Source organism: Caballeronia grimmiae, from assembly GCF_000698555.1.
GTDB classification, from domain to species: Bacteria; Pseudomonadota; Gammaproteobacteria; order Burkholderiales; family Burkholderiaceae; genus Caballeronia; species Caballeronia grimmiae.
The window spans coordinates 44,053-57,494 of sequence record NZ_JFHE01000027.1; the positions used below are offsets into that span (position 1 = coordinate 44,053).

General features: G+C 65.8%; 11 protein-coding genes. 7 read left to right on the top strand and 4 right to left on the bottom strand.

The window, feature by feature from the left end:
• Positions 1 to 39 precede the first annotated feature (39 nt).
• A complete protein-coding gene (locus BG57_RS22320) occupies positions 40 to 1,080 on the top strand; it encodes a 2-hydroxyacid dehydrogenase (RefSeq protein ID WP_052005940.1) in 1,041 nt (346 codons plus the stop codon).
• Positions 1,081 to 1,101: 21 nt separating this feature from the next.
• Here BG57_RS22320 and BG57_RS22325 read toward each other — a convergent pair whose 3' ends face one another.
• Positions 1,102 to 1,599: a plasmid fertility inhibition factor family protein gene (locus tag BG57_RS22325; RefSeq protein ID WP_035968163.1), complete on the bottom strand. Its 498-nt coding sequence runs from the start codon at positions 1,597 to 1,599 to the stop codon at positions 1,102 to 1,104.
• A 185-nt stretch (positions 1,600 to 1,784) separates the two neighbouring features.
• Between BG57_RS22325 and BG57_RS22330 the strand changes: the two genes are divergently transcribed.
• Genes BG57_RS22330 through pdeM form a run of 4 tightly spaced genes read left to right on the top strand, consistent with a single transcriptional unit; the run spans position 1,785 to position 7,867 of the window.
• Positions 1,785 to 2,837, top strand: coding sequence for a ligase-associated DNA damage response exonuclease (locus tag BG57_RS22330; protein WP_035968166.1), 1,053 nt, complete (start codon positions 1,785 to 1,787; stop codon positions 2,835 to 2,837).
• Entirely contained in the window at positions 2,834 to 4,489 is a 1,656-nt protein-coding gene (locus tag BG57_RS22335) for an ATP-dependent DNA ligase (RefSeq protein ID WP_035968170.1), read from the top strand. Before BG57_RS22330 ends, BG57_RS22335 begins: the two co-directional genes overlap by 4 nt.
• Before the next feature lie 38 nt (positions 4,490 to 4,527).
• Entirely contained in the window at positions 4,528 to 7,191 is a 2,664-nt protein-coding gene (locus tag BG57_RS22340) for a ligase-associated DNA damage response DEXH box helicase (protein ID WP_035968172.1), read from the top strand.
• A 7-nt stretch (positions 7,192 to 7,198) separates the two neighbouring features.
• Positions 7,199 to 7,867, top strand: a complete 669-nt coding sequence (gene pdeM, locus BG57_RS22345; RefSeq protein WP_035968173.1) for a ligase-associated DNA damage response endonuclease PdeM — start codon at positions 7,199 to 7,201, stop codon at positions 7,865 to 7,867.
• Here the strand turns inward: pdeM and BG57_RS22350 are convergent, their stop codons facing one another.
• Positions 7,868 to 8,308 (bottom strand): hypothetical protein, encoded by a 441-nt coding sequence (locus tag BG57_RS22350; RefSeq protein WP_052005941.1) that lies wholly within the window; start codon positions 8,306 to 8,308, stop codon positions 7,868 to 7,870. It abuts the gene before it with no gap.
• A gap of 269 nt (positions 8,309 to 8,577) precedes the next feature.
• Between BG57_RS22350 and BG57_RS22355 the strand changes: the two genes are divergently transcribed.
• Positions 8,578 to 9,750: an MFS transporter gene (locus tag BG57_RS22355; RefSeq protein ID WP_035968175.1), complete on the top strand. Its 1,173-nt coding sequence runs from the start codon at positions 8,578 to 8,580 to the stop codon at positions 9,748 to 9,750.
• Positions 9,751 to 9,817: 67 nt separating this feature from the next.
• Here the strand turns inward: BG57_RS22355 and fahA are convergent, their stop codons facing one another.
• Positions 9,818 to 11,101, bottom strand: a complete 1,284-nt coding sequence (gene fahA, locus BG57_RS22360) for a fumarylacetoacetase (protein WP_035968178.1) — start codon at positions 11,099 to 11,101, stop codon at positions 9,818 to 9,820.
• On the bottom strand, positions 11,098 to 12,435 hold the full coding sequence (hmgA, locus tag BG57_RS22365; RefSeq protein WP_035968180.1) for a homogentisate 1,2-dioxygenase: 1,338 nt from the start codon (positions 12,433 to 12,435) through the stop codon (positions 11,098 to 11,100). Before hmgA ends, fahA begins: the two co-directional genes overlap by 4 nt.
• Before the next feature lie 183 nt (positions 12,436 to 12,618).
• Here hmgA and BG57_RS22370 point away from each other — a divergent pair, with 183 nt between their 5' ends.
• Positions 12,619 to 13,440 carry an EAL domain-containing protein gene (locus BG57_RS22370; RefSeq protein WP_035968184.1) on the top strand — a complete coding sequence of 274 codons (822 nt, stop codon included), beginning with the start codon at positions 12,619 to 12,621 and terminating at the stop codon, positions 13,438 to 13,440.
• The last annotated feature ends 2 nt before the right edge of the window (positions 13,441 to 13,442 follow it).

Below are 13,442 nucleotides of genomic sequence, written 5' to 3' on the forward strand. Positions count from 1 at the left end.
GCCTGAATTCGGGCCGGCGCGAGTCCCGTAACGAACCCGCTGCCGGCCGGAACGACGCCAGACACCTCCGCGAATCCAGACACGAACCCGAAGCTCATTCTTTTCAGCGCCCGCCAATACGACGCCGATACCTTCCGCCAGGCGAACGAAGCCTTCGGCGTCGCGCTGGACTTTCCGGAAGCGCATCTCGATGCGCAGACCGCCATCCTCGCGCAGGGCTTCACAGCGGTTTGCCCCTTCGTCAACGACAGCCTCGACGAAAACGTCCTCGAAAAGCTGCATGCAGACGGCACGCGGCTCATCGCGCTGCGCTCGGCGGGCTTCAATCACGTCGATCTGAACGCCGCGAAGCGGCTGGGCATCATCGTGACGCGCGTGCCTGCTTATTCACCGCATGCGGTCGCGGAGCATGCCGTCGGGATGATCCTCACGCTGAATCGCCGGTTTCATCGCGCGGTGGCCCGCACGCGGGAAGGCGACTTCTCGCTGAACGGCCTGCTCGGCTTCGACCTTTACGGCAAGACGGTCGGCGTGATCGGCACGGGTATCATCGGGCGCGTGTTCGGCAACATCATGGTGGGCTTCGGCATGCGCATCCTCGCCTACGATCCCGGCACGCCCGCGCAAGACCTGCTCGATCGCGGCGCGCGTTACGTCGAACTCGACGAACTGCTCGCCAGTTCGGACATCGTGTCGCTGCACTGCCCGCTTCTGCCGTCGACGTATCACCTGATCGACGAACGCGCGCTCGCCCGCATGAAGCGCGGCGCGATGCTCATCAACACGGGGCGCGGCGGGCTCGTCGAAAGCAATGCGCTGATCGGCGCGCTCAAGAGCGGCCAGTTGGGACATCTCGGCCTCGACGTGTACGAGGAAGAAGGCGGCCTCTTCTTCGAGGACCATTCGGATCGCCTGCTGCAGGACGATGTCCTCGCGCGGCTGCTCACGTTTCCGAACGTGATCATCACCGCGCATCAGGCGTTTTTCACGCGCGAGGCGCTGATGGAGATTGCGCAGACGACGCTCGGCAACGTGAAGGCATGGGCCGAAGGCGCGCCGCGCAACGTGGTCGAAGCCTGACGCACGCAGATCAAGCCCGGCTCACACCTCGCCGTATTCCGCGCTCGTTTCGCCCGGCGCGGCGCACATCGCGCGCAGCAGATCGGCTTCGCGCTCGTGCACCTCGACCGGCATGCACAGCGCGCCCGCATGCGCGAGATAACGCGCGCGATGTTGCCCGTTGCGAAAGGCGACGACGCCCTCGCGATGCACGCCCAGCAGCCCGAGCAGCCCGCCCGTGCGCCGCGCGGTGATGGTCACGTAGGGCATCTCCGGCACGCGCGGGTTGTCGGGATCGAGGAACTCGCGAATGCCGCGCACCTTGCCCGCGTGCCAGTCATCGACGGCCTTGAGCACGTAGTCGGTGTCGTCCCGGTCGGCGCATTGCAGCAGCCTTCTCACGTCGACGAGCACGACCTGATGGCGCGAACCGGCATCGGCGAAGACCCGCTTCAGGCGCACGAAGTCGTACTGCGGGTGGCTTCGCAGCCTGACGATATACACCGCTTCCGCGGCGGTCGGCGCAACCATCGTGTCCATTTCGGCTTCACCAGAAAAATCGCCGCGCGAAAAACACCGCGCTTCGACAAGGCAGTAACTGAACAATACTTTTACACCGTAGCCGGTCTTCGTGAAAGCGGCATGACGGGCACGTGGCGTGCTTTGTTGCGTGAACTGAACACTCGAGGGCCAACGTGCAGGCAACGCAGCACACACGACGACCCGTGGACACCTCATCCGACCTCATCGTCGCGCGTCCCGAAGGCTTGTACTGTCCGCCAGGCGGTTTCTATATCGATCCGTGGCGGCCCGTCGAGCGCGCAATCATCACGCATGCCCACGCGGATCACGCCCGCTTCGGCCACGCGCGCTATCTCGCGGCCGAAGCCGGCGTGAGCGTGCTGCTGTCGCGGCTGCCGGGCATCGACGTGCAAGGGCTTCCCTACGGCGAACCTATCGACGTGAACGGCGTGCGCGTCTCGCTGCATCCGGCGGGACATGTGCTCGGCTCGGCGCAAGTGCGCGTGGAGCACGGCGGGCGCGTGTGGGTCGCGTCCGGCGATTACAAGGTCGAGCCCGATCCGACCTGCGCGCCATTCGAGCCGGTGCGGTGCGATACGTTCATCACCGAATCGACGTTTGGCCTGCCGATCTATCGCTGGGAGCCGTCGCAAACCGTGTTCGACGGCATCGACTCATGGTGGCGGCACAACGCGAGCCAGGGCCGCGCGTCGGTGCTCTTCTGCTATTCGTTCGGCAAGGCGCAGCGGCTGCTCGCGGGCATCGACGCGGCCATCGGCCCGACCTTCTGTCACGGCGCAGTCGAGCCTCTCAATCGCGCGTATCGCGAGGCGGGCGTCGCGCTGCCGGATACGCGGCTCGTCAGCGAAATCGCCGCACGCGACAAGGCCGCGTTCAAGGGAGCGCTGATCGTCGCGCCGCCGTCCGCGCAAGGCAGCACGTGGATGCGCCGGTTCGGCGATTACAGCGACGCCTTCGCCTCCGGCTGGATGCGCCTGCGCGGCACGCGGCGGCGCAAGGGCGTGGATCGCGGCTTCGTGCTGTCGGATCACGCGGACTGGCCCGGCCTGCAACTCGCGATCGGCGCGACCGGCGCGGAACGCGTGATCGTCACGCACGGCCAGATCGAACCGATGGTGCGATGGCTTTGCGAGCAAGGCCTCGACGCCGGCGCATTCAGGACCGAATACGGCGACGATGCGATCGAGGCCGATACCGCAACGAGCGACGCCACCGCGGAGACGCCACCGCAATGAGACGCTTCGCGACGCTCTATGCCGCGCTCGACGCGACCACCTCGACCAATGAGAAGCTCGAGGCGCTGATCGCGTATTTTTCCGGCGCGGAGCCTGAAGATGCGGCGTGGGCGTCGTACTTTCTGGCGGGCGGCAAGCCGCGCCAGTCGGTGCCGACGCGCCTGATGATCGAATTTGCCCGCGAGCGCGCGGGGCTGCCCGAATGGCTCTTCGAAGAGTCGTATCAGTCGGTCGGCGATCTGGCCGAGACTATCGCGCATGTGCTGCCGCCGCCCGAACGCGAGTCCGAACTCGGGCTTGCGCAGTGGATCGAGGATCGCGTGCTGACGCTGCGCGGCGCGAATCCCGACGAACTGCGCGAGCGGCTCGTCGGCTACTGGAACGAGCTGAACTGGAGCGAGCGCTTCCTGCTGACGAAGCTGATCGGCGGCGGCTTTCGCGTGGGCGTCGCGCGGCAACTGGTCGTGCGCGCGCTCGCGGAAGTGGCGGGCGTCGACCACAAGCGCATCGCGCAACGCATGGTCGGCTGGACCGATTCACGGCAAGCGCCCAGCGCCGCGCGTTATCTGCGGCTGGTTGCACCGGCCGCCGAGGGCGATGACGTCGATACCCCGCACGAAAGCGATCTCGGCCTGCCGTATCCGTTCTTTCTCGCGCATCAGTTGCAGGCCGAACCGGCGACGCTCGGTTCACCGGCCGACTGGATCGCCGAATGGAAGTGGGACGGGATTCGCGCGCAACTCGTCAAGCGCGGCGGCCGCGTGTGGATCTGGTCGCGCGGCGAAGACTTGCTGACCGAGCGCTTTCCGGAGCTTGCCTCGCTCGGCGCGGCGCTGCCGGACGGCACCGTGATCGATGGCGAAATCCTCGCATGGGAGCCGGGCGCGACCATGCCGCTGCCCTTCGCGCGCCTTCAGCCGCGCATCACGCGCAAGTCGCTGACGAAGAAGGTGCTCGCCGATTCCCCCGCCGCGCTGCTCGCCTACGACCTGCTCGAAGCCGATGGCCGCGATCTGCGCACGGAGCCGCTGCATGCGCGCCGTGCAAAGCTCGATGCACTCGCACGCGAACTGTCGGTCGATCTGCTGCGCGTGTCGCCGGTCGTCGAGGAATCCGACTGGTCCGCGCTCGCGGCCTTGCGCGAGGAAAGCCGCGCAAGGGGCGTCGAGGGGCTGATGCTCAAGGAGCGCGCGTCGATGTACGGCGTCGGCCGCACGAAGGCGTCCGGCACGTGGTGGAAGTGGAAGATCGACCCGTATACCGTCGATGCCGTCCTCCTATACGCACAGCCCGGCCACGGACGGCGCGCGAGCCTGTACACCGATTTCACGTTCGCCGTCTGGGACGAAGCCGACGGCGTGCGCACCCTCGTCCCGTTCGCGAAGGCGTACTCCGGCCTGACCGACGAAGAGATGCGCCAGGTCGATGCCATCGTGCGCAAGACGACCGTCGAGAAATTCGGCCCGGTGCGCAGCCTGACACCGACGCTCGTGTTCGAGATCGGCTTCGAAGGCATACAGGCGAGCCCGCGCCACAAGTCGGGCATCGCGGTGCGATTCCCGCGCATGCTGCGCTGGCGCACGGACAAGTCCATCGAAGATGCCGATACGCTCGATCTGCTGAAGGGCTTCCTCAACGAGGCGGCGGCATGAAGCGGCAGGCTTCATCGCAGCGAGGCGAAGCTGACGCCATGACCACTCCCGACGAACACGACGACACCGCGCCGCCCGACGTCGCAAGCCGCGCTCGCCGCCGCGCGCCGCGTCCCCGGCGCGTGCCGCGCACGCAGGCTGCGCAAGCCAAACTCGATGCCGCCGTCGAAGCGTTCAAGCCCGCGCCCTTCGTCTTCGACCCGATGGAAGCGGCGAAACCGATGGACGAGCGCATCGCGCGATGGTTCGGCGAGCGCCGCTGGCAGCCGTTTCCGTTCCAGAGCGAAGTCTGGCGCGAAGTCCGGCGCGGCGCGAGCGGGCTGCTGCACGCGACGACGGGCGCAGGCAAGACCTGGGCGATCTGGCTCGGTGCGCTCGCTGCGTTCGCGAGCCCGCCGAAGACGCGGCGCAACGAGAAGCCAGTCAAGGACGCCGCCGACAAAGCCCCGCTTCCCGCGCCGCTTACCGTGCTCTGGATCACGCCGATGCGCGCGCTCGCCGCCGATACCGCCCGCGCGCTGCAAACCGCCGTCACGGCGCTCTCGGTGCCGTGGACCGTCGGCTTGCGCACGGGCGATACCTCGTCCACCGAACGCGCGAGGCAGAATCGCCGCATGCCGTCCGCGCTCGTGACGACGCCCGAAAGCCTCACGCTGATGCTCACGCGCGCCAACGCCCGCGAGGAGCTATCGCATGTGCGGCTCGTCGTCATCGACGAATGGCACGAATTGCTCGGCAACAAGCGCGGCACGCAGACTCAGCTCGCGCTCGCACGCCTTGCGCGCTGGCGGCCCGATCTGCAGGTCTGGGGCTTGTCCGCGACGCTCGGCAATCTCGCGCTCGCGCACGATGCGCTGCTGCATGCTGTGTCGACGCCGCGCGTCGTCGTGCGCGGCGCGCAGCCGAAAACGCTCGTCGTCGATACGCTGATCCCGGACACCATCGAACGCTTTCCGTGGGGCGGGCATCTCGGCGTGCGCCAGGTCGGCCCGGTCGCCGATGAAATCGAGCACGCGCAAAGCTCGCTCGTCTTCACCAACACGCGCTCGCAATCGGAAATCTGGTATCGCGCGCTGCTCGATCTGCGGCCGGAATGGGCCGGGCTGATCGCGCTGCATCACGGCTCGCTCGACAAGGAAGTGCGCGACTGGGTCGAACTCGGGCTGAAGAACGGGCAACTGAAGGCCGTCGTGTGCACGTCGAGTCTCGATCTCGGCGTCGATTTTCTGCCGGTGGACCGCGTGTTCCAGATCGGTTCGCCAAAGGGCGTCGCGCGGCTGATGCAGCGCGCCGGACGATCCGGCCATGCGCCGGGGCGCGTATCGCGCGTGACGATTGTGCCGACGCACGCGCTCGAACTCGTCGAAGCGGCGGCGGCGCGCTGGGCGATCGAGGAACGCCGCATCGAAGGGCGCGACATGCCGATGAAACCGCTCGACGTGCTCGTGCAGCATCTCGTGACGGTGGCGATCGGCGGCGGCTTCCATCCCGCCGACATGCTCGATGAAGTCCGCGCCGCCTACGCGTACCGCGATCTGAAGCAGGCCGAATTCGACTGGGCGCTCGCGTTCGTCGAGCGCGGCGGCGCGTCGCTGGCGGCGTATCCGGACTATCACCGCGTCGTGGCGGGCGATGACGGCGTGTATCGCGTGCCGCGCGAAGATCTCGTGCGGCGGCATCGGAACAACGTCGGGACGATCGTCGCCAATGCGACCATCAACGTCGCCTATATGACGGGCGGGCGCATCGGCGCGATGGAGGAATCGTTCATCTCGCGCCTGAAGCCCGGCGATGTCTTCACGTTCGGCGGCCGCGCGCTCGAACTCATCCGCGTGCGGGACATGACCGCCTATGTGAAGCGCGCGACGTCCTCACGCGGCGCGATGCCGCAATGGGCGGGCAGCAAGATGCCGCTGTCGTCCGAACTGGCGGAGGCAGCGCTCGTAATGCTCGCCCGCGCGAACGACGGCATCTACGACGAGCCCGAAATGCTCGCTGTCAAGCCGCTGCTCGATCTCCAGGCGAAGTGGTCCGCGCTGCCCGGGCCAGGCGTGCTGGTCGTCGAGGCGGTGCGATCGCGCGAGGGGCATCACTTTTTCTGTTATCCGTTCGCGGGGCGGATGGCGCATATCGGCCTCGGGTCGCTGATCGGCTGGCGCGTCGCGCGGGATCAGCCGAGCACGTTCTCCATTTCGATGAACGATTACGGCTTCGAGCTACTGTCGGCCAAGCCGTTCGACTGGGAAACGCTGATCGCCGACGGCCTCTTCTCGCCCGACAATCTGGAGCACGATATTCTCGCGAGCCTGAACGCGTCGGAGTTGTCGGCGCGGCGGTTTCGCGAGATCGCCCGCGTGTCGGGGCTGATCTATCAGGGGCATCCGGGGCAGCAGAAAAGCGCGCGGCAGTTGCAGGCGTCGAGCGGCCTCTTCTACGAAGTGTTCCGCAAGCACGATCGCGGCAATCTGCTGCTCGCGCAGGCCGATCAGGAAGTGATGCTGCAGGAGCTGGAAATGCGCCGCCTTCGCGATGCCCTCGTCCGCATGAGCGAAAGCCGCCTCGCGTTCACGCATCCGAAGAAGCCGACGCCGTTCGCGTTCCCGCTGATCGTCGCGCGGCTGCGGGAAAAGGTGAGCACGGAGAAGCTGTCGGATCGCGTGGAGCGGATGCTCGCCGATCTGGAGAAGGCGGCGCAAGCTTGAGCAACTTATGGCAATAGAAGCACTGACAATCGACGTAAATGGCCGCGCGCTGCTGCTCTCGGCGGAGCGCGCCGCATTCGATCCGCTGGAGAAGGCGCTCTTTATCGCCGATGCGCACTTCGGCAAGGACGCCGTGTTCCGCGCGCGCGGCATTCCGGTGCCGGCGGGCGCGACCGCCGAGAATCTCGCGCGGCTCGATGCGCTGATCGCGACGCACCGGCCGGAGTCGATCGTCTTTCTCGGCGACTTGCTGCATGCCCGCGAATCCCACGCCGATGAAACCCTCGCCGCGCTCGATGCCTGGCGCGCGAAGCATCGCGCGTTACGGCTCGTGCTCGTCGAAGGCAATCACGATCGTCACGCGGGCGAGTTGCCGTCGCGCTTCGGCGTCGAGCTGGTGAAGGAGCCGTATCGGCTGGGGCCGTGGGCGCTTTGCCATCATCCGCAGACCGTCCCCGATGCTTACTCGCTCGCCGGCCATGAGCATCCGGTGTATCGGCTGTCGACGCGCATCGAAAGCGTTCGGCTGGCGTGCTTTCGCTTCGGCGCGCGCGCGGGCGTGCTGCCCGCGTTCGGCGCATTCACCGGCGGCTTCGAAGTCAACGACAGCGTGCGCCGCGAGCGCGAAACCGTGTACGTGGTGGCGGGCGAGCGCGTGTTCGGCGTGCGCGTCTGATCAGTGATAGACCTTCGTCGATGCCTGCAGCTTCGACAGCGCGCCGCGTTCGAGCTTGTACCAGCCGAGCGATGTCTGCATCACCACTTCATCGCCTTGCCAGAACACGCGCTGCACCGTCATGCGCTTGCCCGAGCGTTGCACGAGCGGCGGATTGCGGCGGAAGTCATAGAGGACCGGGCCGACATCGGTCTGCATCAGCGAGCGCGTGAGTGCGCCGCTGGCGTCGGTTTCATCGAAATGGGCGATGCGGCGGGCGTCGAAGCGATCGAACGCCTGCGTGCCGAGCATCGCGGCGAAGCCGGATTCATCGCGCAGGAAGTACACCGTGCCCGCCTTCGTCGCGATGGGGCCGGAAGCGTCGCTTTGCGCGTACGCATGAGTGGCGAGAAGCACCGCGCACGCGATGGCGGCGCGCAGACGGCTGGTAATCGATGACATAGGTTGTCTGCTGGTTGCTGTGTAATTCCAACACTTCGCGATGCGCAATGATTCGCGCGCACGGAAGCTCGTTGCGAAACGTTCGCCGCATCGTGCGCCTGCCACGAACACTTTCGTGCCCGGCGCGTGTCGATGCGGTAAAAGTCCGCTCATCATCCGGCATTGTCTGGACGCGTGCGTGTCAGGGTTTCTACCAGCATCAAAATTGACCTTTCGGTAGAATTCCACCCTTCTTCGCGCCGACCGCGCCACTTCTGCCCGCCTCCGCCATGCCCTTGCCTCTCCTAGCTCTTGCTATTGCTGCGTTCGGCATCGGCACGACCGAATTCGTCATCATGGGCCTGTTGCCCAACGTTGCTCGCGATCTCGCCGTGTCGATTCCCGCCGCTGGCATGCTCGTGTCGGGCTATGCGCTCGGCGTGACCATCGGTGCGCCGATTCTCGCCATCGTCACCGCGAAGATGCCGCGCAAGAAGGCGCTGATGGGGCTGATCGGCGTGTTCATCGTCGGCAATCTGTTGTGCGCGCTGGCGCCGAACTACTGGGTGCTGATGGGCGCGCGCATCGTCACGGCGTTCTGTCACGGTGCGTTCTTCGGCATCGGCTCGGTGGTCGCCGCCGATCTCGTCGCGCCGAACCGCCGCGCGCAGGCCATTGCGCTGATGTTCACCGGGCTCACGCTCGCAAACGTGCTAGGCGTGCCGCTCGGCACGGCGCTCGGACAGGCGGCCGGATGGCGCGCGACGTTCTGGGTCGTCACGCTGATCGGCGTGGCGGCGGCGGGCGCGCTCGCCGTTTGCCTGCCGAAACACATCGAGATGCGAGAAACGAGCATCCTCCGTGAATTCGACGTGCTCAAGAACCCGCAAGTGCTGATGGTGCTGGGCATCAGCGTGCTGGCATCGGCGAGTCTGTTTTCGGTGTTCACGTATATCACGCCGATCCTCGAAGACGTCACGGGCTTTTCGCCGCACGCGGTCACGTATGTGTTGCTGCTGTTCGGTCTTGGCCTGACGGTGGGAAGCACGCTCGGCGGCAAGCTCGCGGACTGGAAGCTGTTGCGGTCGCTGCTGTCGTTCCTGGCGTCGATCGTCGTCATTCTCGTCATCTTCGCCGGGACGATGCATGAATCCGTCTCCGCGATGATCACGATCTTCCTGTGGGGCGTGCTCGCGTTCGCGATCGTGCCGCCGCTGCAGATTCTCATCGTGAATCGCGCGAGCGATGCGCCCAATCTCGCTTCGACGCTCAATCAGGGCGCGTTCAATCTCGGCAACGCGACGGGTGCCTGGCTTGGCGGATGCGCGATCAGCGCAGGCGCGCCGCTGACGTCGTTGCCCTGGGTCGGGGTCGCGATGGCTTGCGGGGCCCTTGGGCTGACTTTGCTGTCGGCTACGCTGGATAAGCGGGCGCGGCGCGGGGCAGTGGGGCAGGCTGCCTGATGGAGGGTGCGGCCGCTGCCTGACGATGCTCGAACGAGCGGCCGGCAAGCAGCCGCTCCTTCCCGATTCACCGCGCCGGCAGAATGCTCCCGACGCACTCGCCAAATCCCACGCGATACCCTTCGCCCTGACACCAGCCGCGCAGCGTGATTTCATCGCCGTCGAGCAGGAAAGCGCGTTCCCCGCCGTCTTCGAGCTTAAGGGGCCGCTGCCCGTTCCACGTGCTCTCGAGCAAGCTCCCGCACGAGTCCGCCGTCGGTCCGCTGATCGTCCCCGAGCCCATCAAATCGCCGACGCGGGTGTTGCATCCGGACACCGTATGATGCGCAAGCTGCTGCGCCATCGACCAGTACATCAGCTTGAAATTGGTCCGAGAGATGATGGTCGCCCTCGACGCGCCTTCCGCCCGCAACGCCACTTCCAGCTCGATATCGAATGCATGATTGCCTGCATGCCGCAGATACGGCAGCGGCTCCGGCTGCTGCTCGGGCGTCGCGGTGCGGAAAGGTTCGAGCGCATCGAGCGTGACGATCCACGGTGAAATCGTCGTCGCGAAGCCTTTCGAATTGAACGGTCCGAGCGGCACATATTCCCATTGCTGGATATCCCGCGCGCTCCAGTCGTTCAGCAGCACCATGCCGAAGATATGCGCCTCCGCCTCCTCACACGCGATCGGCTCGCCCAGCGCATTGCCGCGCCCGACGATAAAGCCCGTCTCCAGTTCGATATCCAGCTTGCGGCACGCGCCGAAGATCGGCCGTTCCTCGTCCGGCAACTTGATCTGACCGTTCGGACGACGCACCGGCGTGCCGCTGACCACGACCGACGACGCGCGCCCGTTGTACCCCACCGGCAATTCCGACCAGTTGGGCAAAAGCGCATTCTTCGGATCGCGAAACATCGAGCCGACGTTCGTCGCATGCTCTTTCGACGAATAAAAATCCGTATAGCCCGGAATATCGACCGGCAAGTGCATCGTCGCGTCCTTGCGCGGCACGAGCACCCGGCGGCGCAACGCGGCATCGTCCCGCAGCGTCGGCGTGTCCCGTGCGAGCAGCCCGCTCAGTGCGATCCGCACCGCGCGCCACGTATCGCGTCCGAGCGCGATGAACGGATTCAGACGCGGCGCGGCGAAAGCGCCCTGCGCGTCGATCAGACGTTCGCCTTCCAGCGCGGCCAGATCGACGATCCATTCGCCGATCGCCGCGCCCGCGCGCGGCCGCTCGTCGACGGCATCGCTGAAAATGCCGAACGGCAGGTTCTGAATCGGAAAGTCGCTCGCCGGATCGTTCGCGGACTCGATCCAGCTCTTGAGCGTGGGTGCGAGTGTCGCCTTCAGCGCGTCGTTCATCGTTGCTCCGGATTGAAGTGTTTCGTGAGGCCTTGCCAGCATTCGTAGTAATTCGCCTGCAATTGCGCGGTTTCCAGCGCGAACTGCGTCGGCTTGATGAGCGTGCGCGTTTCGAACATGAACGCGAGCGTGTCGCCGACCTTCGCGGGCTTCGACGTATCGCTCTTCGATGCCTTCTCGAACGTTTCCGCATCCGGCCCGTGGCCCGACATGCAGTTGTGCAGGCTCGCGCCGCCGGGCAGGAAGCCTTCGGCCTTCGCGTCATATACGCCGTGCACGAGGCCCATGAACTCGCTCGCGACATTGCGATGGAACCATGGCGGCCGGAACGTATCTTCAGCGGCGAGCCAGCGCGGCGGGAAGATCACGAAGTCGATGGAATCGACGCCGGGCGTATCGCTCGGAGACTGCAGCACGAGGAAAATCGACGGATCGGGATGGTCGAAGCTGATCGAACCGATCGTGTTGAAGTGCCGGAGATCGTACTTGTACGGCGCATAGTTGCCGTGCCACGCGACGACATCGAGCGGCGAATGGCCGATGTCCGCGCGCCACAACGCGCCGTTCAGCTTCGTCACGAGTTCGAAATCGCCCTCGCGGTCTTCATACGCCGCATGAGGCGTGAGGAAATCGCGCGGATTCGCCAGGCCGTTCGAGCCGATCGGCCCGAGATCGGGCAATTGCAGCAGCGCGCCGAAGTTTTCGCAGACATAACCGCGCGCCTCGCCGTCGGGCAGCGCCACCGAAAAGCGCACGCCGCGCGGAATCACCGCGATTTCGAACGGCGCGACATCGAGCTTGCCGAGTTCCGTCGCAATCGACAGGCGCCCTTGCTGCGGCACGATCAGCAATTCACCGTCGGAATCGTAGAAGAAGCGGTCCTGCATCGACCGGTTCGCGGCATACAGATGAATCGCGCAACCCGACATGGATTCCGCCGCGCCGTTGCCGGCCATCGTCACCCAGCCGTCGATGAAATCGGTCGGCTCGGCGGGCATCGGCAGCGGGTCCCATCGCAACTGGTTCGGCGGCGTGGGCGGCACATCGGCGAAATTCGCGACGAGCTTCGCGCGCAGCCGGTCGCCCGTGATGCGCGTGAACGGCTTGTGTACCGCCCCCGGCCGGATGCGATACAGCCACGAGCGCCGGTTGTGCGCGCGCGGCGCGGTGAACGCGGTGCCGGATAGCTGCTCGGCATACAGGCCGTAGGCGGCGCGCTGCGGCGAGTTGCGGCCGAGCGGCAATGCGCCGGGTAACGCTTCGGTGGCGAAATCGTTGGCGAAGCCGGATTGATACTGCCGGCTCGCGTCGGTGTGAGTTTCGAAAGCGGACATCGCGGAAGTCCTCAAGGGTTCGACGTTCACCAATAGTAAACCGATTACGATTAGTGAAATAGCTCGTATACCCTGATTCGACGCCGCGCGCCTTGCATATCAATATGTCGATTTGGTGCAAGGCGATCGGTTGCGCGCTGGTAGCATCGATACGAGAACTTCAAACGCCTCCACGACGCCCTCATGATCGCCCCTTCGTTGCCAGAACTCGTCGCCCGGGCTGCGGAACATCGGTTCCTCGGCGCGCATATCGTTCTCGGCGAAGGCGAACATGCGCGGGAGGCGATCGCGCATTACGGTGAAATGACGGTGGCGAGCGCCTACGAGCCGATCTTCGATGTCGGCACGCACAGCTTTCCGCAGACACTGTCCGCATCGCACGAAAGCGCGGAGCGGTTCGGCGATGAACTCGGCTTGCAGGCACTGACGCTGATCGAAGGCGACGTCCCGCGCGATCCGTTCGCCCGCTTCGACGATGACCGCGAGCTGGTCGCGCTCGACCGCCTGTCGCGGACGCTGCATGCGTTCAACTTTTTCGGGCGGCAGCGCACGGGCTTGCTCTTTCTGCGCGTTCACGAGCGCCTGCTAAAAAGCGTGAAGTACGATCACGGGCTGCACTTTTCGTCGGTGCTGCTGGAGTTCGGGATCAACCCGGCGCGCGTGGTGATCGAACTGCCGGCGGCGGCGGTCGCGCACAAGACCTTTCTCGGCTATCTGACCAAGAGCTATCAGCATTACGGCTTCAAGGTGGCGGGTAATCTGCCCAACGCGGGGCAGATCATGGCGGTGTCGGAGATGGCGCGGCTCGACTTCATCAAGATGGATGCCGGCGCCGCGCTGCGCGATTCCGTCGTGAAGCATCTCGTGGCTTACGCGCATCGGCTGAAGATCCCGCTGATCTTCTCGAATGTCTCCGACGAAGCGCAGTTCAACGCGCTTCAGCAATTCGACGTGCACTTCGTGCAGGGGCCGGTGTTCGACGCGCATGCGGGCGCTGCCCGCTAGCC